Source organism: Serratia sp. CoH_122_TC_1 (genome assembly GCF_058191755.1).
On the sequence record NZ_JBXWLA010000005.1, the window covers coordinates 1 to 20,472 of the forward strand.

At 55.4% G+C, this 20,472-nt stretch carries 15 protein-coding genes; 9 read left to right on the plus strand and 6 right to left on the minus strand.

All coding sequences use genetic code 11. The features are described 5' to 3' along the window. Positions 1 to 265: 265 nt before the first annotated feature. The 4 genes from metA to aceK all read left to right on the plus strand — a co-directional run bounded on the left by metA (position 266) and on the right by aceK (position 6,359). Positions 266 to 1,195 carry a homoserine O-acetyltransferase MetA gene (gene metA / locus AC2FC2_RS07620; RefSeq protein ID WP_209636939.1) on the plus strand — a complete coding sequence of 310 codons (930 nt, stop codon included), beginning with the start codon at positions 266 to 268 and terminating at the stop codon, positions 1,193 to 1,195. Positions 1,196 to 1,581: 386 nt separating this feature from the next. Further along, positions 1,582 to 3,180, plus strand: coding sequence for a malate synthase A (aceB, locus tag AC2FC2_RS07625; protein ID WP_209636941.1), 1,599 nt, complete (start codon positions 1,582 to 1,584; stop codon positions 3,178 to 3,180). Positions 3,181 to 3,226: 46 nt separating this feature from the next. Further along, positions 3,227 to 4,534, plus strand: a complete 1,308-nt coding sequence (gene aceA / locus AC2FC2_RS07630) for an isocitrate lyase (RefSeq protein WP_209636943.1) — start codon at positions 3,227 to 3,229, stop codon at positions 4,532 to 4,534. Positions 4,535 to 4,604: 70 nt separating this feature from the next. Next, on the plus strand, positions 4,605 to 6,359 hold the full coding sequence (aceK, locus tag AC2FC2_RS07635; RefSeq protein ID WP_490307754.1) for a bifunctional isocitrate dehydrogenase kinase/phosphatase: 1,755 nt from the start codon (positions 4,605 to 4,607) through the stop codon (positions 6,357 to 6,359). Between the two features lie 31 nt (positions 6,360 to 6,390). Here the strand turns inward: aceK and AC2FC2_RS07640 are convergent, their stop codons facing one another. From AC2FC2_RS07640 to iclR, 5 genes are all read right to left on the minus strand, one after another. Further along, complete coding sequence (locus tag AC2FC2_RS07640; RefSeq protein WP_209636947.1) at positions 6,391 to 7,032, minus strand: bifunctional 4-hydroxy-2-oxoglutarate aldolase/2-dehydro-3-deoxy-phosphogluconate aldolase; 642 nt, start codon at positions 7,030 to 7,032, stop codon at positions 6,391 to 6,393. 55 nt (positions 7,033 to 7,087) lie between these two features. Beyond that, the gene (edd, locus tag AC2FC2_RS07645; protein WP_209636949.1) at positions 7,088 to 8,902 is read right to left on the minus strand and encodes a phosphogluconate dehydratase; all 1,815 of its coding nucleotides are present in this window, start codon (positions 8,900 to 8,902) and stop codon (positions 7,088 to 7,090) included. Positions 8,903 to 9,005: 103 nt separating this feature from the next. Continuing rightward, positions 9,006 to 10,343 carry a gluconate transporter gene (gene gntU, locus AC2FC2_RS07650; protein ID WP_265556926.1) on the minus strand — a complete coding sequence of 446 codons (1,338 nt, stop codon included), beginning with the start codon at positions 10,341 to 10,343 and terminating at the stop codon, positions 9,006 to 9,008. Further along, the gene (gntK, locus tag AC2FC2_RS07655; RefSeq protein WP_209636952.1) at positions 10,340 to 10,879 is read right to left on the minus strand and encodes a gluconokinase; all 540 of its coding nucleotides are present in this window, start codon (positions 10,877 to 10,879) and stop codon (positions 10,340 to 10,342) included. The genes gntU and gntK overlap by 4 nt, the downstream gene beginning before the upstream one ends. Before the next feature lie 245 nt (positions 10,880 to 11,124). Further along, positions 11,125 to 11,955, minus strand: a complete 831-nt coding sequence (gene iclR, locus AC2FC2_RS07660; protein ID WP_209636954.1) for a glyoxylate bypass operon transcriptional repressor IclR — start codon at positions 11,953 to 11,955, stop codon at positions 11,125 to 11,127. A gap of 257 nt (positions 11,956 to 12,212) precedes the next feature. Between iclR and metH the strand changes: the two genes are divergently transcribed. Continuing rightward, entirely contained in the window at positions 12,213 to 15,893 is a 3,681-nt protein-coding gene (gene metH / locus AC2FC2_RS07665; RefSeq protein WP_490659035.1) for a methionine synthase, read from the plus strand. Between the two features lie 36 nt (positions 15,894 to 15,929). Here metH and AC2FC2_RS07670 read toward each other — a convergent pair whose 3' ends face one another. After that, on the minus strand, positions 15,930 to 16,640 hold the full coding sequence (locus AC2FC2_RS07670) for a UTRA domain-containing protein (protein WP_265556928.1): 711 nt from the start codon (positions 16,638 to 16,640) through the stop codon (positions 15,930 to 15,932). A gap of 305 nt (positions 16,641 to 16,945) precedes the next feature. Here AC2FC2_RS07670 and AC2FC2_RS07675 point away from each other — a divergent pair, with 305 nt between their 5' ends. Genes AC2FC2_RS07675 through AC2FC2_RS07690 form a run of 4 tightly spaced genes read left to right on the plus strand, consistent with a single transcriptional unit; the run spans position 16,946 to position 20,470 of the window. Then, a complete protein-coding gene (locus AC2FC2_RS07675; protein ID WP_490659036.1) occupies positions 16,946 to 18,007 on the plus strand; it encodes an ABC transporter substrate-binding protein in 1,062 nt (353 codons plus the stop codon). 11 nt (positions 18,008 to 18,018) lie between these two features. After that, positions 18,019 to 18,816: an alkaline phosphatase family protein gene (locus tag AC2FC2_RS07680; RefSeq protein WP_209636962.1), complete on the plus strand. Its 798-nt coding sequence runs from the start codon at positions 18,019 to 18,021 to the stop codon at positions 18,814 to 18,816. 11 nt (positions 18,817 to 18,827) lie between these two features. After that, entirely contained in the window at positions 18,828 to 19,667 is an 840-nt protein-coding gene (locus AC2FC2_RS07685) for an ABC transporter permease (RefSeq protein WP_209636964.1), read from the plus strand. A gap of 17 nt (positions 19,668 to 19,684) precedes the next feature. After that, positions 19,685 to 20,470 carry an ABC transporter permease gene (locus AC2FC2_RS07690; protein ID WP_209636966.1) on the plus strand — a complete coding sequence of 262 codons (786 nt, stop codon included), beginning with the start codon at positions 19,685 to 19,687 and terminating at the stop codon, positions 20,468 to 20,470. Positions 20,471 to 20,472 lie beyond the last annotated feature (2 nt).

Below are 20,472 nucleotides of genomic sequence, written 5' to 3' on the forward strand. Positions count from 1 at the left end.
GAAGTGAAACGCCGTAGCGCCGATGGTAGTGTGGGGTCTCCCCATGCGAGAGTAGGACACTGCCAGGCATCAATTAAGCCAAGAGGCCATCCGCAAGGATGGCCTTTTTGCTTTGTATCAACCAAAAATGTAAGTTTCCCCCGCCTCTTCCCATGAAATGAAACATTTTCACCTTCCCGTTGAATACTCGACTTTGTGCTAAAAAAGCGTTATCTTCGGGCATCTAGAAGTCTAAACGTTTAAACGGATGTGTGAGGGTTAAGCAATGCCGATTCGTGTTCCTGATGAGTTACCTGCAGTTAGTTTCTTGCGCAATGAGAATGTCTTTGTGATGACATCCTCACGGGCAAAAAACCAGGAAATCAGGCCGTTGAAAGTGCTGATCCTTAACCTGATGCCAAAGAAAATCGAGACGGAAAATCAGTTTTTACGCCTGCTTTCCAACTCTTCGCTGCAAATTGACATTCAGTTGTTACGTGTCGACAGCCGCGAATCGAAGAACACGCCTGCCGAGCATCTGAACAATTTTTACTGTGATTTTGAAGACATTCAGGATGAGAACTTTGATGGTCTGATAGTGACGGGGGCCCCGTTAGGACTGGTTGATTTTTGTGACGTGGCCTATTGGCCCCAGATTGAACGGGTTATCGATTGGGCAAAGAACCACGTGACGTCCACATTGTTCGTGTGTTGGGCCGTCCAGGCCGCATTGAATATTCTGTACGGTATCCCGAAGATGACGAGAGAGGTAAAGCTCTCTGGTGTTTATCAGCATCAAACACTGCAACAACATGCGCTGCTGACCCGTGGCTTTGATGACACCTTCCTGGCGCCGCATTCGCGCTATGCGGATTTCCCGACGGAAATTATTCGTCAGTACACGGATCTGGATATCTTGGCAGAGTCGGAGCAAACTGGGGCTTACTTATTTGCCAGCAAGGATAAACGACTGGCATTTGTAACCGGTCATCCGGAATATGATGCTTTAACGCTGGCTGGCGAGTATTGTCGTGATAACGAAGCCGGTCTTGATCCTGTTGTGCCACTGAATTACTTCCCCGACGACAACCCCGAACTCACACCAAAAGCCTCTTGGCGCAGCCATGGACACCTGTTGTTCACTAACTGGCTCAACTACTATGTTTACCAGATCACCCCGTACGATCTGCGTCATATGAACCCGACCCTCGAGTAACACTTCTTTCTTATCGGCGGCTGAATCGAGGCCGCCGACGTCATGCCTACCCGAAAAATCTTCCTTTATATCCTCCCAATTCCAGAAAAAACCATTCTATAACAAGCAATTAACCCTGGCTTTCTACACTAATGGAACCGGTTTCCTTACTCAGTATTGTTGTTGTTTTTATTAACCGATTGATAATGAAAGGTTAATAAAATATTTAATAATAAAATGGAAATCGTTTTTGATTTTTATTTATAGTTGAGTATTCTTAGATCCAGAAAGAAGACGTCTGACCAGTTGAGGATCCTTTTATTCGTCCTGATCCGTACTGATTTCTGATGAAGATGCGCCGTCTTGGCTTACAGCAACGGTGCGTAATGATGGGAAGGAGCAAGACAATGACGCAACAGATAGTAGGCACGGAGTTAACGTTTACGCAGGGTTTTGGCGCTGCTGAGCGGCAGGTGTTGACGGATGACGCGGTCGAATTCCTGGCGGAACTGGTGAGTAAGTTTACTCCACAGCGCAACAAGCTTTTGGCTGCGCGCGCCTGCTGGCAACAAAAGATCGATCAAGGCGAACTCCCGGGTTTCATTTCGGAAACTGATTCCATTCGTAATGGTGAGTGGAAGATCCGCGGTATACCCGAGGATCTGCGCGACCGTCGGGTCGAGATCACCGGTCCGGTTGAACGCAAGATGGTAATCAACGCCCTGAATGCCAATGTGAAGGTATTTATGGCGGACTTTGAAGACTCACTGGCGCCAAGCTGGGACAAAGTGATCGATGGCCAAATCAATCTTCATGACGCGGTGAACGGCACCATCTCTTATACCAACGACGCTGGAAAAATTTATCAGCTGAAGCCTAACCCTGCGGTCTTGATTGCCCGAGTGCGTGGTTTGCACCTGCCGGAAAAACACGTGCTGTGGCAGGGGGAAGCCATCCCCGGTGGCCTGTTCGACTTCGCGCTGTATTTCTTCCACAACTATCGTCAATTGCTGGCCAAAGGCAGCGGCCCTTATTTCTATCTGCCGAAGACCCAGTCTTGGCAGGAAGCGGCTTGGTGGAGTGAGGTCTTCAGCTTTACCGAAGATCGTTTTGATCTGCCGCGTGGCACCATTAAGGCGACGGTGCTGATCGAAACCTTGCCCGCGGTGTTCCAAATGGACGAGATCCTGTATCACCTGCGAGATCATATTGTTGGGCTGAACTGTGGCCGCTGGGATTACATCTTCAGCTATATCAAAACGTTGAAAAATCATGCTGACCGGGTATTGCCGGATCGTCAGTCGGTCACCATGGACAAATCATTCCTCAGCGCCTATTCCCGGCTGCTGATCAAGACTTGCCACAAGCGCGGTGCTTTCGCGATGGGCGGCATGGCGGCGTTTATCCCAAGTAAAGACGCCGAGAAGAATGCCTGGGTGTTGAATAAGGTACGGGCGGATAAAGAGCTGGAGGCCAATAACGGCCATGATGGCACCTGGGTAGCGCATCCAGGGCTGGCAGATACCGTTATGGACGTGTTCAGCCGGGTGCTCGGCGAGCGCCGTAACCAATTGGAAGTGCTGCGTGAAAACGATGCGCCGATCAGTGCTGCACAGTTGCTGGAACCCTGTGAGGGTGAACGAACCGAAGCGGGCATGCGTGCCAATATCCGCGTGGCGGTGCAATACATCGAAGCTTGGATCTCTGGCAATGGCTGCGTACCGATTTACGGCCTGATGGAAGATGCGGCAACGGCGGAAATTTCCCGTACCTCAATCTGGCAGTGGATCCATCATGAAAAATCTCTCAGCAATGGGCAATTAGTCACTAAAGCACTGTTCCGTCAGATGCTGGCCGAAGAAGTTCTCGTTATCCAAGAAGAACTCGGTGAGCAACGTTTTAGCCATGGGCGTTTTACCGAGGCCGCACGCCTGATGGAGACAATCACGATTTCGGATGAGCTGATCGATTTCCTGACGTTACCTGGCTATGAGCTCCTGGCCTAAATCTGTTCCTGACCATTAACCCTACATTATTGAAAAGGATAAAATTATGTCTACCTCTCGTGCTCAACAGATTCAACAACTGGAACAGGAATGGAAATCGGCCCGCTGGGAAGGTATCACCCGTCCGTACAGTGCAGAAGATGTCATTAATCTGCGTGGTTCGGTTAACCCGGCTTGTACACTGGCGCAAAACGGTGCCGCCAAGCTGTGGGAGCTACTGCACGGTAAATCACGCAAGGGTTATGTCAACAGCCTGGGCGCGTTGACGGGCGGCCAGGCGCTGCAACAGGCCAAGGCGGGTATTGAGGCAATCTACCTGTCTGGCTGGCAGGTGGCGGCGGATGCCAATACCGCGTCTGCAATGTACCCGGACCAATCGCTCTATCCTGTTGATTCTGTCCCGGCAGTGGTTGAGCGGATCAACAATACCTTCCGCCGCGCGGATCAGATCCAGTGGGCCAATAAAATTGAGCCGGGCAGCAAAGGTTACACCGACTATTTCCTGCCGATTGTTGCCGATGCCGAAGCCGGTTTTGGTGGCGTGCTGAATGCTTTTGAATTGATGAAAGCAATGATTGAAGCCGGTGCTGCCGGGGTTCACTTTGAAGATCAACTGGCCGCGGTGAAGAAGTGCGGTCATATGGGCGGCAAAGTGCTGGTGCCAACCCAGGAAGCGATCCAAAAACTGGTTGCTGCCCGTTTGGCGGCAGACGTACTCGGCGTACCGACGCTGGTCATCGCACGTACTGATGCGGATGCCGCAGATTTGCTGACCTCCGACTGCGATCCTTACGACAGCGAGTTCGTGTCCGGCGAACGCACCGCCGAAGGCTTCTTCCGCACCCATGCAGGCATTGAGCAAGCGATCAGCCGTGGTCTGGCGTACTGCCCCTACGCTGATCTGGTGTGGTGCGAAACCTCGACCCCGGATTTGGAGGCAGCCAAGCGTTTTGCCGATGCAATTCATGCCAAATTCCCTGGAAAGCTGTTGGCGTACAACTGTTCACCGTCATTCAACTGGAAAAAGAATCTGGACGATCAGACTATCGCCCGTTTCCAGCAGGAGCTGTCGGCGATGGGCTACAAGTACCAATTCATCACGCTGGCGGGCATCCACAGCATGTGGTTCAACATGTTTGACCTGGCACACGCTTATGCACAGGGCGAGGGCATGAAGCACTACGTCGAGAAAGTCCAACAGCCGGAGTTCGATGCCGTGGCTCGCGGTTATACCTTTGCTTCACACCAACAGGAAGTGGGCACCGGTTACTTCGACAAGGTGACCACCATTATTCAGGGCGGAGCTTCTTCGGTAACGGCATTGACCGGTTCGACGGAAGAGCAGCAGTTCTGATGCAGTCACGCTGATAATAGGTACCCCAGAGCCTGCTTATGCAGGCTCTGTTTCCTGGCGGGAGGTAAGGATGGCGGCAAAACTGGAGCTGTTGATCGCACAGACGATCCTACAGGGCTTTGATGCACAATATGGCCGCTTCCTGGAAGTGACTGCCGGTGCGCAGCAGCGTTTTGAACGGGCTGATTGGCCGGCGGTGCAGCTGGCGATGAAAAAGCGTATCCACCTGTATGACCATCATGTGGGTCTGGTGGTGGAGCAGTTGAAATGCATCACCGGGCAAAAGTATTTTGACGCGGATTTCCCAAGTCGGGTGAAAGCGGTATATACCGATCTGCTGCCGGAGTACCCGCGCTTTGAGATTGCCGAAAGCTTCTTCAATTCAGTCTACTGCCGTTTATTCAGGCACCGAGATCTGACGCCGGAAAAGCTGTTTGTGTTCAGTTCTCAGCCGGAAGGGCGCTTTCGTGATATCCCGCGCCCGCTCTCACGGGATTTCACCGCCAATGGCGATCTGTCGGAGATGTTATATACCCTGCTGACCGATTTGCCTTTGCGACTGCCGTGGGAAAACGTATCGCGCGATATTGATTACATTACGCTCGCGTTGCAGCAGAACTTCAGTGCACAGCAATTGGCTGGTGCAACGTTCCAGATTGCCAATGAGTTGTTTTATCGTAACAAGGCGGCGTGGCTGGTCGGGAAGCTGCGTGTGGCAGACAGGGTCTATCCTTTCCTGCTGCCGATTCATCACAGTGATTCCGGCGCATTGTTTATCGATACCTGCCTGACCAGCAAGGCGGAAGCCAGCATCGTGTTTGGTTTTGCCCGGTCGTATTTCATGGTGTACGCCCCCCTGCCAGCCGCCATGGTCGAATGGTTGCGCGAGATCTTGCCGAGTAAGACGACCGCCGAGCTGTATATGGCCATCGGCTGCCAGAAACACGGAAAAACAGAATGTTACCGCGAATACCTGACGTTTATGGCGGGTTCTCAAGAGCAGTTCATTATTGCCCCTGGGGTCAAAGGTATGGTGATGCTGGTGTTTACCCTGCCGTCGTTTGATCGGGTGTTCAAGGTGATCAAAGACGAGTTCGCGCCGCAAAAAGAGGTCACGCAGGCACAGGTCATGGCCTGCTATCAGTTGGTAAAAGAGCACGACCGCGTCGGGCGCATGGCCGATACCCAGGAATACGAAAATTTTATCGTCGACAAGGCGCGTCTCAGTCCGGAGCTCTTGGCCGAATTACAACGAGAAGTGCCGGACAAGCTGGAGGATCTGGGCGATCGCATCGTGATCAAACACCTGTACATGGAACGACGCATGACGCCGCTGAATTTGTATCTTGAGCAGGCCAATGAGCAACAGATGCGCGACGCAATTGAAGAATACGGTAATGCGATCAAGCAATTGGCCGCCGCCAATATTTTTCCCGGCGATATGCTGTTCAAGAACTTCGGCGTGACCCGACACGGACGGGTGGTGTTCTATGACTATGATGAGATTTGCTATATGACTGAGGTGAATTTCCGCGATATACCGCCGCCGCGTTACCCGGAAGATGAGCTGGCTAACGAGCCATGGTATAGCGTGTCGCCGAATGATGTGTTTCCAGAGGAGTTCAGGCATTTCCTGTGTGGCGACCGCCGTATCCGGCAGGTGTTTGAAGAGATGCACAGCGATCTGTTTGAGGCCAACTATTGGCGCGGGCTACAGCAACGTATTCGCGATGGCCATGTGGAAGACGTCTTTGCTTACCGCAAAAAACGACGTTTCAGCCAACGCAGCGGTGTGGCGTTGCCCGCGACATCGGCAACGGCCTAAGGGCGCGGTTGGTATACCGCGCCCGATACGATTAGGCTTTCGCACCTGCAACGGCGGCACGTGCCAATTCGGTGATGCGTGCGTAGTCGCCTTTTTCTAAGGCATCTGCCGGCACCAGCCAGGAACCGCCGATGCACAGCACGCTTTTCAGCGCCAGGTAGTCACGGTAGTTACTCGGTGAAATGCCGCCGGTTGGACAGAAGCGCACCTGTGGGAATGGGCCGCCGATCGCCTGCAGTGCTTTTACGCCCCCGTTGGCTTCTGCCGGGAAGAATTTAAACTCACGCAGGCCGTGGTCCATGCCCAACATCAGTTCCGAGACGGTGCAGATGCCGGGAATTAACGGGATCGAACCCGCGGTAGCTGCCTTCAGCAAATCGGCGGTCAGTCCCGGGCTGATGGCAAACTGCGCGCCAGCGTCGGTCACTTCCTGCAGCTGCTGCGCGTTAATGACGGTACCGGCCCCGATAATTGCGTCTGGTACTTCTTTGGCAATGGCGCGAATCGCATCCATCGCGCAAGCGGTGCGCAGCGTCACTTCCAATACACGTACGCCACCGGCAACCAGGGCTTTTGCCAACGGCACCGCGTGCTCCAGTTTGTTGATGACAATCACCGGTACCACTGGGCCTGACATCAGGATCTGCTCTGCGCTTGTTTTCCAATTGTTCATTAACGGTTTTCTCCAGTTTGACCGCCGCCGTTGGGCTACACGGCCATGCGACGGGTTAAAATTTAATGCAGCAGGCGCCTTGTTCAGCACCGGAAAGCTGGCTGCGTAAGGCACCGAACAGTTCACGGCCACAGCCGATATGTTCCGCACTCAGGTCAGGCTGATAAGGGGCGCGCTTAGCCAAAATGTCGGCATCGACCAATAATGCCAATTCGCCGGTGCGGCCGTTCACGCGGATCACGTCGCCGTTTTGCACCTTGGCGAGCATGCCGCCGGTGTAGGCTTCCGGGGTCACGTGGATGGCAGAAGGGACTTTGCCGGAAGCGCCGGACAGGCGGCCATCGGTGACCAGCGCGACTTTAAATCCGCGGTCCATCAGCACGCCAAGCGGCGGCATAAGTTTGTGCAACTCGGGCATACCATTGGCCTGTGGCCCCTGGAAGCGGACAACCACCACGCAATCGCGATCCAACTTGCCAGCCTCAAACGCCGGTACGATGTCATGTTGGCTTTCAAAGACGACTGCCGGCGCTTCGATAATCTGGTTGTCTGCCGGGACCGCCGAGGTTTTCATGACGGCTCGGCCAAGGTTGCCGGCCAATACCTTGGTGCCGCCGTGGTGTTCAAAAGGCTCGGCGATGCTGGCGATCACTTGGGTATCGAGTGAATGATCCACGCCTTCACGCCAGGCCAACTGGCCGTTATCCAGCCACGGTTCTTGGGTGTAACGCTGTAGACCAAAGCCGGCAACGGTGTGTACATCCTCGTGCAGCAGGCCGTGCTTAAGCAGCTCGCGCACCACCAGTGCGACGCCGCCTGCGGCTTGGAATTGGTTGATGTCCGCCGGGCCATTCGGATAGATGCGGCACAGCAGCGGCACGGCGTCTGACAACTCGGAGAAGTCATCCCAGTTAATGATAATGCCGGCGGCGCGAGCCATCGCCACCATATGCATGGTCAGGTTAGTAGAGCCGCCGGTGGCCAGTAGCGCAATAATGCCGTTCACCACCACTTTTTCATCCACCAGTTGGCCAATTGGCAGGTAGTTGCCTGCGGTTTCGGTCAGGCGGGTCACCTGACGCGCAGCGGCATCGGTGAGTGCATTGCGCAGTGGCGTATCCGGGTGAACAAAGGAGGCTCCTGGCAGGTGCAGCCCCATCACTTCCATGACCATTTGGTTGGTATTGGCGGTGCCGTAGAAGGTACAGGTGCCGATGCCATGATAAGACGCTGCCTCGGCCTCCAGCAACGCCAGGCGATCGGCTTTGCCTTCGGCGTAAAGTTGGCGTACGCGCACTTTCTCTTTGTTCGGCAAGCCGCTGCTCATCGGGCCGGCTGGCACAAACAGCGACGGTAAATGACCAAAGGACAGGGCAGACATCACCAAGCCTGGCACGATTTTGTCGCAAATACCGAGGAACAACGCGCCGTCGAACATATTGTGTGACAGGCCGATGGCGGAGGACATGGCGATCACGTCACGGCTCATCAGCGACAGCTCCATACCATCCTGACCCTGGGTCACACCGTCGCACATTGCCGGAACACCACCGGCCACCTGACCAACCGCGCCTACCGCATGCAATGCCTGCTTTAGCCGTTGCGGATAGTTTTCGTAAGGCTGGTGGGCGGACAGCATATCGTTATAGGCGGTGATGATGGCGATATCGCTGCGCACCATATTTTTCAGCGCGGTTTTGTCATCCGGTTGGCAGGCAGCGAAGCCGTGCGCCAGGTTGCCGCAGGCCAGTTGTGCGCGGTGTACGGTGTGTGAGCGAGCTGCATCAATGCGTGCCAGGTAGGCGGTGCGGCTCTGTTTAGAACGGTCGATAATGCGTTGTGTGACACGGGACAGGATTGGATTGATCATACCTTCCTCACATGGCTATTGTTATATATGCCGCCTGTGGCGGTGCCCCCGGTGTGGAATTGCAGCCCTGGTGTGCAAAGGCCGGGGGCGATGTTGTGGGTATTTAAAACAGCGTGAAAGCAATCATGCCGATGATGCCACCCACGCTACCCAGAATGGTTTCCATCACCGTCCAGGTTTTCAGCGTTTGCAGCTCATTGGCGCCGGTAAATTTACCGAACAACCAGAAACCGGCATCGTTGACGTGGCTGAGTACGATGGACCCGCCGGCAATACAGATAGCCAACGCGGCCAGTTGCCCGCCGCCGAGGCCCAATTGGCTGGTTACCGGTAGCACCAGGCCGACAGTGGTCAAACAGGCTACGGTGGCAGATCCTTGAATGACGCGTACCATGGCGGACAGCGCGAAAGCGGCCACGGCGATCGGCAAGCCGGTGCCGATCATGGCGTCACCCAAGGCAGGGCCAACGCCGGAATCCACCAAAATTTGTTTGAAGACGCCACCAGCGCCCGTCATCAGCAGGATAATCCCGGCAGGCTGCACCGCCGCAGAGCAGATGGCCAGCGTTTGTTCGTTGGTCATGCCGCGTGGTTTTGCCAGGCCGTAAATCACAATCAGACAGGCGATCAAAATGGCCGTAAACGGGTGGCCAATAAACTCCAGCCACTGCTGTAACTGTGAGCCTGGCGTTACCAGACGGGCACCAATGGTCTTCATACCGACCAACACCAGTGGGCAGAGAACCAACGCCAGACTAAGGCCAAATGACGGCAGGTTGGCGGTGTTCAGCGTTGGCTCGTTTTCATCCTTCGGCATTGACCAGTTAACGTAACGGCTGATAAAGCTGCCGTATAATGGGCCTGCAATCAGCATGCCGAGGACGGCGGCGACCAGGCCGATGGCAATCATCCAGCCGAAATCGGCCTTCATTTGTGAGGCCAGCAGCATCGGTACCGGCCCCGGCAGCAAGAATGACGCGGCGGCGGCGACGCCGGCAAACAGGGGAATGGCCAGCTTAACGATGTTGCCGTCGGTGCGGCGCGCTACGGCAAACACGATGCCGATCAGTAGCACCACGGCTACGTCAAAAAACAGCGGCAGGGCACAGATCAATCCGGCAATGCCGAGTGCGTAATGGGCTTTACTTTGGCCGAAACGTTTCAGCAAATGTGCCGCAATTTGATCGAGCGCACCGACTTCATGCAGTATCTTACCGAACATCGCGCCCAACGCGACGACAATAGCCAGGAAGCCCAGCGTATCGCCCATACCTTTCTGCATGGTATCGGCGATGCGGTCCAGCGGCATGCCGGAGAAAATACCCGCGGCAATAGACACCAGCATTAACGCGACGAAGGCGTGCATGCGCGCCTTCATCACCAAAAACAGCAGTAAAAGAACCGAGCCGACTGCAGTACCGACCAGCGTTACAGTATTCACGCGCAGACGTCCTGTGGCAGGAAGCTCTGAATGTGCTTCAGGGTATCGGCGATAACGCCTTCCAGGGGTTGGTTGATGTCGACGGACATGACGTCGCTCTCGTCGGCCCCCGGCTGTTCCAGCGCGGCAAACTGTGTCACCAGCATCTGGGGTTTAAAGAAGTGGCCATTACGGGCCGCCAGACGGGCTTCGATAACCGGGAAGTCACCGTGCAAGTAGATGAACGACAAATTGCCATTACCGGCGCGCAGGCGATCGCGGTAGTGTTTTTTCAGCGCTGAACAGACGATAACCGAAACATTATTCGTGCGTTGCATGGCGAAAGCGGCGTCGTTGAGTGCGGCCAGCCAGGGGGCACGGTCGTCATCGTTGAGTGGCTCACCAGCGGCCATTTTTAGGATGTTGCTGCGGGGGTGCAGAAAATCACCGTCGAGGAACCCGGCAGACAGCTGGCGGGCGGCGGCGGCGGCCACGGCGGACTTACCGCTGCCGGAAACGCCCATAATGACGTAAATACGGTTTTGATTATTGGTCATGGCTTAGCTCCAAAAACGACACATGGCGTTACCGCGCGCTTGTTGTTACCGGTAACATGTTATCGGTAACATTGTCGGAGGAAGTTTCGCCAGTTGCAATCGCCTTTAACAGGCAGGATCGTTAACTGTGATCGGCTTCAAGTTTTTACTGGGCGAGAGAAACAGGATCGGGGCAGCGTTTTACATGCTGACAACAACGAGAAAATCATGGGCGCAGAGTTTGCGCCCAGCGCCGGGAGTTACGCTTAACGTACGCCACCATACTCCAGGCTGATTTCTTTTGCTGCGTGGATCACCAATGCGCCCAGCTCGATCACCCGGTTGTCGGTGATGCGTGACACCGGACCGGAAATGGAGATAGCGGCAAAGGCCTCTCGATGTTCATCGAAGATGCAGGCTGCCACGCAACGCAGGCCGAGTGCATGTTCTTCGTCGTCAAACGAAAAGCCTTGTTTGCGGATTTGCGCCAACCCTTCCTTCAGGTTGTGCGGTGTCAGGGTGTGCTGAGTATAGGTTTGCATACCTTTCTTATGCAGCAGTTGGGTGACCTGCTCATCCGGCAGGGTAGAAAGAAAGGCTTTGCCGGCACCGGAAGCGTGCATCGGCAGTTTTCCGCCGATCGGCGCGGACATACGCATTAGCGCGGTGCATTGAACCTGATCGATAATAATCGCCTGGTACTCACTGGTATCCAGCACGGCCAGGTTGACGGTTTCGCCGGACTCTTCCATCAGGCGGCGTAGCGTTGGGTGCACCATGGCCAAGAGATTGCGGCTCTGCAAGAAGCTGCTGCCAACGACAAAGGCATGAGAACCGAGGGTCCACAGGCCTAAATCACCGACCTGCCGTACAAATCCTTGCTGTTGCATGGTGGTGAGCAACCGATGGGTCGTAGAGTTGGGTAACCCGGCTTGTTGAGCCAGATCGGTCAACGCGACGTTGCCCTGAGCTTCAGCAATGTATTCCAATAACTTCAGGCCACGGGTTAACGACTGCACCTGGCCGGTTGCCGCACTGGCGCTCGGGGATGCAGCACGGGGCTTTTTGCCACGCTTGGCGGGAGCAGGGGTGACCATAATCCACATTCCTTTTTCCGTATGATGGAATTCATTTTCGTTTTTTGCGTATGAATTGCAAGTCGTCAATCTGCTCATCGGATCTGTTACCCGCCAACCTGAAAAACTCTCAATTGCCGTGCGCCACTTTGCCCCTACAAGCTGTGCTAGGATGGTCGATACCCGTCGTCTTTCAAGCCGCAACTTGAAATCCATAGGGTATGCAACATTTGAGTGTCGGTGAAAGAGTGTGGCCTGAAAGATAAAGGGGATCATGGGTGACTAATCGAGTAGAACAACTGCGCCAGCAGTTAGCGCAGCGCATTTTAGTGTTGGACGGCGGCATGGGCACCATGATCCAGAGCTATCGTCTGGAAGAGAGCGACTTTCGCGGTGAGCGTTTTGCCGACTGGCAGAGCGATCTGAAAGGCAATAATGACCTGCTGGTGTTGACCAAGCCCGACGTGATAACCGCCATTCACTACGGCTACCTGGAAGCCGGGGCCGACATTCTCGAAACCAATACCTTCAACTCCACTTCTATCGCGATGGCCGACTACCATATGGAGTCGCTGTCCGCCGAGATTAACTATCAGGCCGCCTGCCTGGCACGTGCCTGTGCTGATGAGTGGACTGCGCGCACGCCAGAGCAACCGCGCTATGTGGCAGGGGTACTGGGCCCGACCAACCGCACTGCCTCTATTTCTCCGAACGTTAACGATCCGGCGTTCCGTAATGTTTCTTTCGATGAACTGGTGGACGCCTACCGCGAATCGACCCGTGCGCTGGTGGAAGGCGGCGTCGATCTGATTATGATCGAAACCATCTTCGATACCCTGAACGCCAAGGCTGCCGCCTTTGCGGTGGAAACCGAATTCGAAGCCTTGGGTGTCTCGCTGCCGATCATGATTTCCGGCACCATCACCGATGCCTCCGGCCGTACCCTGTCCGGGCAGACTACCGAAGCCTTCTATAACTCGATGCGTCACGTCAAGCCGCTGAGCTTTGGTCTGAACTGCGCGTTGGGCCCGGACGAACTGCGTCAATACGTTGCCGAACTGTCGCGTATCTCGGAAAGCTACGTCACTGCGCACCCCAACGCCGGTTTACCTAATGCGTTCGGTGAATACGATCTGGACGCGCAAGAGATGGCGAAACAGGTCGGCGAGTGGGCGCAGGCCGGCTTCCTGAATATTATCGGCGGCTGCTGTGGGACCACGCCGGAGCACATCGCCGCCATGGTCAAGGCCGTGGCGGGCGTGCCGCCGCGCCAACTGCCGGAGATCCCGGTAGCTTGCCGTCTGGCGGGTCTCGAACCCTTGAACATTGACGCCAAAACGTTGTTCGTCAACGTTGGTGAGCGTACCAACGTCACCGGTTCAGCGCGCTTCAAGCGATTGATCAAAGAAGAAAAATACAGTGAAGCGCTGGCCGTTGCCCGTCAGCAGGTGGAAAGCGGCGCTCAGATTATCGATATCAACATGGATGAGGGGATGCTCGACGCCGAAGCGGCTATGGTGCGTTTCCTTAACCTGATCGCTGGCGAGCCGGACATTGCCCGGGTGCCGATCATGATTGACTCCTCCAAATGGTCAGTGATCGAAAAGGGCCTGAAGTGCATCCAGGGCAAAGGTATCGTTAACTCTATCTCGATGAAAGAGGGCGAAGAGGCCTTTATTCACCATGCCAAACTGGTACGCCGTTATGGTGCTGCCGTCGTGGTGATGGCGTTTGACGAAGTGGGTCAGGCCGATACGCGTGAGCGCAAATTCGAGATTTGTCGCCGTGCCTATAAGATTTTGACCGAGCGTGTTGGTTTCCCGCCGGAAGACATTATTTTTGACCCGAACATTTTTGCCGTCGCTACCGGTATCGAAGAGCATAACAACTATGCCGTCGACTTTATCGAAGCGTGCGCCGACATCAAAACTCACCTGCCGCATGCGATGATTTCCGGCGGCGTGTCCAACGTGTCGTTTTCATTCCGCGGCAACGATCCTGTGCGTGAAGCGATCCACGCGGTATTCCTGTACCACGCGATCCGTAATGGTATGGACATGGGGATTGTCAACGCAGGGCAACTGGCGATCTACGATGATCTGACTGCCGAGCTGCGTGATGCGGTAGAAGATGTGATCCTCAACCGCCGCGACGACGGGACCGAGCGCTTGCTGGAACTGGCGGAAAAATACCGCGGCAGCAAAGACAACGACGTGGCGGTGCAGCAGGCGGAATGGCGCGGCTGGGCAGTAGAAAAACGGCTGGAATACTCGCTGGTGAAAGGTATCACCGAGTTTATCGAGCTGGATACCGAAGAAGCCCGGCAGCGGACGGATCGTCCGATCGAAGTGATCGAAGGGCCGCTGATGGCGGGCATGAACGTGGTTGGCGATCTGTTCGGCGAAGGCAAAATGTTCCTGCCGCAGGTGGTGAAGTCCGCTCGCGTAATGAAACAGGCGGTGGCCTATCTGGAACCCTACATTGAGGCCAGCAAGCAGAAAGGCTCTACGGCGGGCAAAATCCTGCTGGCGACGGTGAAGGGGGATGTGCACGACATCGGTAAAAACATCGTTGGCGTGGTGCTGCAGTGCAACAACTACGAAATTGTCGATTTGGGCGTGATGGTGCCGACGGAGAAAATCCTGAAGACTGCGCGTGAGCAGAACGTGGACATCATCGGCTTATCCGGGTTGATCACGCCGTCGTTGGACGAGATGGTCAACGTGGCGAAAGAAATGGAGCGTCAGGGCTTCACTCTGCCGTTGCTGATCGGCGGTGCGACGACCTCCAAGGCGCATACCGCCGTCAAGATCGAGCAGAACTACAGCGGCTCGACGACTTACGTGCAGAACGCATCCCGTACCGTGGGCGTGGTGTCGGCATTGCTTTCCGACACACAGCGCGACGATTTTGTGGCGCGAACCCGTAAAGAATATGAAACCGTGCGCATTCAGCACGCACGTAAAAAACCGCGCACTCCGCCGGTTGATCTGCAGAAAGCGCGCGATAACGCCATGGTGTTGGACTGGGAAAACTATCAGCCGCCAGTACCGAAGCAGTTGGGCGTCTACCCGGTCGAAGCCAGTATCGAGACGCTGCGCCAGTACATCGACTGGACACCGTTCTTTATGACCTGGTCGCTGGCGGGTAAATATCCGCGGATTTTGGAAGATGACGTGGTGGGCGAAGAGGCCAAACGGCTGTTCGCCGACGCCAACCAGATGCTGGATATGCTGGCCGCTAATGGCAGCCTCAACCCGCGCGGTGTGTACGGGCTGTTCCCGGCGAACCGGGTTGGTGACGACGTTGAAGTGTATCGCGACGAAAATCGCGAAGAGGTGCTGGTGGTCAGCCGCCATCTGCGCCAGCAAACGGAGAAAACCGATTTCCCGAACTACTGCCTGGCAGACTTTGTCGCGCCGAAAAGCAGCGGTAAGGCTGATTACTTCGGTGCTTTTGCCGTGACGGGGGGGCTGGAGGAAGATGAGCTGGCGGCGGCCTATGATGCACAACACGATGATTACAACAAAATCATGGTGAAAGCATTGTCGGATCGCCTGGCGGAGGCGTTTGCTGAATACCTGCATGAACAGGTGCGTAAGCTGCACTGGGGTTTTGCTACCGAAGAAAACCTGAGCAATGAAGAGCTGATCCGCGAAAATTATCAGGGTATCCGTCCGGCGCCGGGTTATCCGGCCTGTCCGGAGCACACCGAAAAAGCGGAAATTTGGCGCTTGCTGGACGTTAACCGCCATACCGGTATGGTGCTGACCGAATCTTTCGCCATGTGGCCAGGGGCAGCCGTGTCTGGTTGGTATTTCAGTCATCCGCAGAGCAAGTATTTTGCGGTGGCGCAGATCCAACGCGATCAGGTAGAGGATTACGCGACGCGTAAAGGCATGAGCGTCAGTGAGGTTGAACGCTGGTTAGCGCCTAACCTTGGCTACGACGCCGACTGATTCATCTTCTCTTTGGGGGTGCGGTTCGCGCCCCTGTCATTGCGCTTCCACGTCAATGTGCAGCGCGTCGTAACGCCAATACTCCAAATCACAATCAATCACCCGGTCGTGCTGATCGCGGTTAACCCGGGTAATAAACAGCGCCGGGCTGCCGTAGGTCACTTTGAGCATTTCTGCCGCTTCCTGTGGCAGCAGTGTCGGCAGCATATCGAAACGGACTCGCCCATAACGAATCCCATAGCGCTCGGCATACAGCCCTGTGAGCGACTGGGTTAAGTCTTCGTCCAAAATACCGGCAAAGTAGGCGGGATTAAGGTAATGCTCGCAGTACAACACCGCGCGGCCGTCGATATAGCGTAGCCGACGAATACGGTAAACCTCGGTGCCGGCCGGCAAAGTGAGCTTTTGACTCAAGGCAGCGCACAGCGGCACGGTGGCGGTGTCGATAACCTCTGTATGGGCATCACGCCCCTGCTGCTGTGCCATGGCATGAAAATGACTGCGCTGTAAGGGGTTATACACCAGCCGGGGCGGCGAGATAAACCAGCCGCGCCTGACCTGACGGTAAATGACACCCTGAGCCTCCAACTGGCCGAGCGCTTCCTGCAAGGTGATGCGGGTGGTGGAGAACTGTTCGCTCAGGGTGCGCTCAGAAGGCAGCTTGCCACCGGCGTTGAATTCCCCCTCGGCGATACGGGCAGCCAGTGTCTGGCAAATGGCTGCCACGGTTGTTGTTCCTTCACTCATGCCACAGATGCCCCATTTCAGTGCGTTTATACCCGTCGACTTTCAAGCTGCAGCGTCGCTTACCCCATTGACTGACTAAAGTAAGCGCCTGGGGACGAGTGATCTGGGCGCCTGGCCGCAACTTGACGTTCATAGGGTATGCCCCGCTAAAGGTAGACCAACGACAGGCTCCGGGACGCGCTAGATGCGATAAAAATGCTGCTTTTTTAGACTGACATATAATTATCACATTCGTCCGTTAGATTGGCTTGGTTCTTGCTGGACTAGTCCAGCGCCTCTACACACTACCACCCGGAGCATCAGTTATGAAACGTTTGTGCGCTTCTGTGTTAAGCAGTGCCATTGTACTGACCAGCCAGATGAGCTGGGCCGCAGATACCGATCTGGCGGCGTTGGAGCAGGCAGCCAAGAAAGAAGGTGAAGTTAACAGTGTCGGCATGCCGGACAGCTGGGCAAACTGGAAAGGCACCTGGCAAGACTTGTTGAGCAAATATGGCCTGAAGCATGTCGATACCGACATGAGTTCAGCGCAGGAAATCGCCAAGTTCGATGCAGAGAAGGGCAACGCCACTGCGGATATTGGTGATGTGGGCGCGGCATTCGGTCTGATTGCGGTCCAGAAAGGGGTGACGCAGCCGTACAAACCCTCCACCTGGGATCAGGTACCGGCCTGGGCGAAGGACAAAGATGGCCACTGGGCGCTGGCCTACACGGGCACCATCGCCTTTATTATCAACAAACAACAAGTAAAAGAGATCCCGCACAGCTGGGCCGATCTGCTGAAGGGCACTTATCAGGTCACTATCGGTGATGTCGGCACTGCCTCGCAGGCGGCTAGCGGCGTGCTGGCGGCTACCTATGCCATGGGCGGTAATGAGAAGAACCTGAAGCCGGGCCTGGAATTCTTCGGCAAGCTGGCCAAGGCAGGGCGTTTGAGCCTGACTAACCCCGTGATCGCCTCGCTGGAAAAAGGTGAAGTGCAGGTTGGCGTGGTATGGGACTTTAACGGTCTGAATTACCGCGATCAGATCGACAAGACCCGTTTTGAAGTGCTGATCCCGTCTGACGGCTCCATCACTTCCGGCTACACCACCATCATCAACAAGTACGCCAAGCACCCGAACGCCGCCAAGCTGGCGCGTGAATACATTTTCTCTGATGCAGGCCAGATCAACCTGGCGCGTGGTTATGCCCGACCAATCCGTGCGGAGCATCTGACGCTGCCTGACGATGTAAAAGCCAAGCTGCTGCCAGCCGAACAGTATAAAAACGCTCACCCAATCGCCGATCCGGCTGCCTGGGAACAAAGCGCGAAAACGCTGCCGCGTCAGTGGCAGGAAAATGTCATTATGTTTATGCAGCAGTGAGTTAAGCCATCATGAAAACGATCCTCGTGCTGTTGGATGGTCTGAACTACCAGGTGGCGCATGACGCTATGGGTTATCTGCAGGCCGAATGTGCGGCAGGACGTGGACGGTTGTATCAAGTGGAGAGCGAGTTACCTTCGCTCTCCCGACCGCTGTATGAATGCATCCTCACCGGCGTGCCGCCGGTGGAGAGCGGTGTAGTGCATAACCAGGTGTCGCGTTTGTCGCACCAGCAAAGCGTGTTCCACTATGCGCGTGCTGCTGGCCTGACGACCGCTGCGGCCGCCTACCATTGGTTCAGTGAGTTATATAACCGTACCCCGTTCGACGCCGCGCGCGATCGCCATACCGACGATGCTGAATTACCGATCCAGCACGGCCATTTTTATTATGACGATCGCTACCCGGATTCCCATCTGTTTGATGACGCCGAAAGCTTACGCCTCCGCCATCAACCCGACTTTTTGCTGATTCATCCGATGAACATCGACGACGCAGGCCATCGCTTTGGTCTGTCTTCACCGCAATACCGCAATTCGGCCCGCAATGCTGACGGCGTGCTGTCGCGCTATTTGGCAGGCTGGTTAGCCGACGATTATCAGGTGATGATCACCGCCGATCACGGCATGAATGATGACCGCAGCCACGGCGGTGTTTTGCCCGAAGAGCGCCAGGTGCCGCTGTTTGTCTTTGGCAGTGCATTCAGCCAGAACGATGCCAACCCGCAGCAAACCGACCTGTGTGGCACGCTGTGTGAGGTGCTGCAAGTGACACACGACAAGCCGCGTTGCCGTGCGTTGTTGGTATAAGGGCGAATAACATGAAAGCTAAGTGGATTGCCGCGCTGTGCTTGCTGCCGTTCATCCTGTTGTTCGGCGCGTTCCAAATCGCACCGCTGGTATGGATTGCGGTCAACAGTTTTTTCAGCCAGAGCAGTGGCTGGGGGCTGGGCAACTATGTTGATGTGCTGACCTCGCCGTTCTATTTGCAGGCGTTTCAGTTCTCGCTGGAGATTTCCCTCTGGTCGAGCGTTTACGGACTGCTGATTGCATTAGTTGGCAGTTACTCACTGCGCCAGCTGGGCCAGACCCGATTTCATGACTTCGTGATGTCGTTCACTAACATGACCAGCAACTTTGCGGGCGTGCCGCTGGCGTTCGCCTTTGTCATTCTGCTGGGGCTAAATGGCTGCCTGACGTTGTTACTCCGTAAATACGGTTTGATGGAGGGGTTTAACCTTTACTCCAAAACCGGGCTTATCGTGCTTTACACCTACTTCCAGATCCCGTTGGGCGTGCTGCTGCTGTACCCGGCATTCGACGCATTGCGCGAAGACTGGCGTGAATCAGCGTCGTTGCTGGGGGCCAGCCCGTGGCGCTATTGGCGACATATTGGCCTGCCCGTGCTGGCACCGGCGTTGATGGGCACCTTTGTCATTCTGCTGGCGAATGCGCTGGGCGCTTATGCCACGGTATACGCGCTGACCACCGGTAATTTCAACGTGATTCCGATCCGTATTTCGGCATTGGTCGCGGGGGATATTTCCCTTGATCCTAATCTGGCCAGTGCGCTGGCGATGCTGTTGGTGGCGATGATGGCGTTCATCACCTTGATTCACCAATGGCTATTACGTCGGAGCTACCTCAATGCACGCTCATAACGTTCTGGAGGGCCGACATGTCCCGTTTTGAAACCGGTTATCACCGCGTGGTGAGCAGCTTACTGCTGCTGATCCTGCTGTTGCCGCTGGCGGCGACGCTGATTTACGCACTGGCTACCCAATGGGGCGCCACCATCCTGCCGGACGGTTTGACCCTGAAATGGCTGGTCGCGCTATGGAGCGATCCGCGCTTCTTGCTGGCGTTGTGGCATTCGCTATTGATTTGTTTCGGCACCCTGGTGCTGGCGGTGGCAGTGATATTGCCGATGATGTTCGTTATTGCTTACTACTTCCCAAAATTGGATGCCGTGATGAACGTGCTGATTCTGCTGCCGTTCGCTGTCCCGCCGGTGGTGTCCGCGGTGGGGTTGATGCAACTGTTTGCCACCGATCCGCTGCCGTTGTTAGGAACGCCGTGGATCCTGATCGGTTGCTACTTCGCCATTGCGCTGCCGTTTATTTACCGTGCTATCAGCAACAACATGCAGGCGATTAACCTACGGGATCTGATGGATGCTGCACATCTGCTAGGCGCCAGCACCTGGCAAGCCGCACTGTTGGTGGTGCTGCCTAATCTGCGCAAGGGCGGCATGATTGCCGTTTTGCTGTCGTTCTCTTTCCTGATTGGCGAATTTGTTTTCGCCAACCTGCTGGTGGGTAGCCAATATGAAACGCTGCAGGTCTACCTCTATAACATGCGTAACGGCAGCGGCCATTTTACCAGCGCACTGGTCATTTCTTATTTCGCCGTGGTGCTGATTGTTACCTGGTTGGCGAATTTACTGAATAAAACTAAGGGTTAACC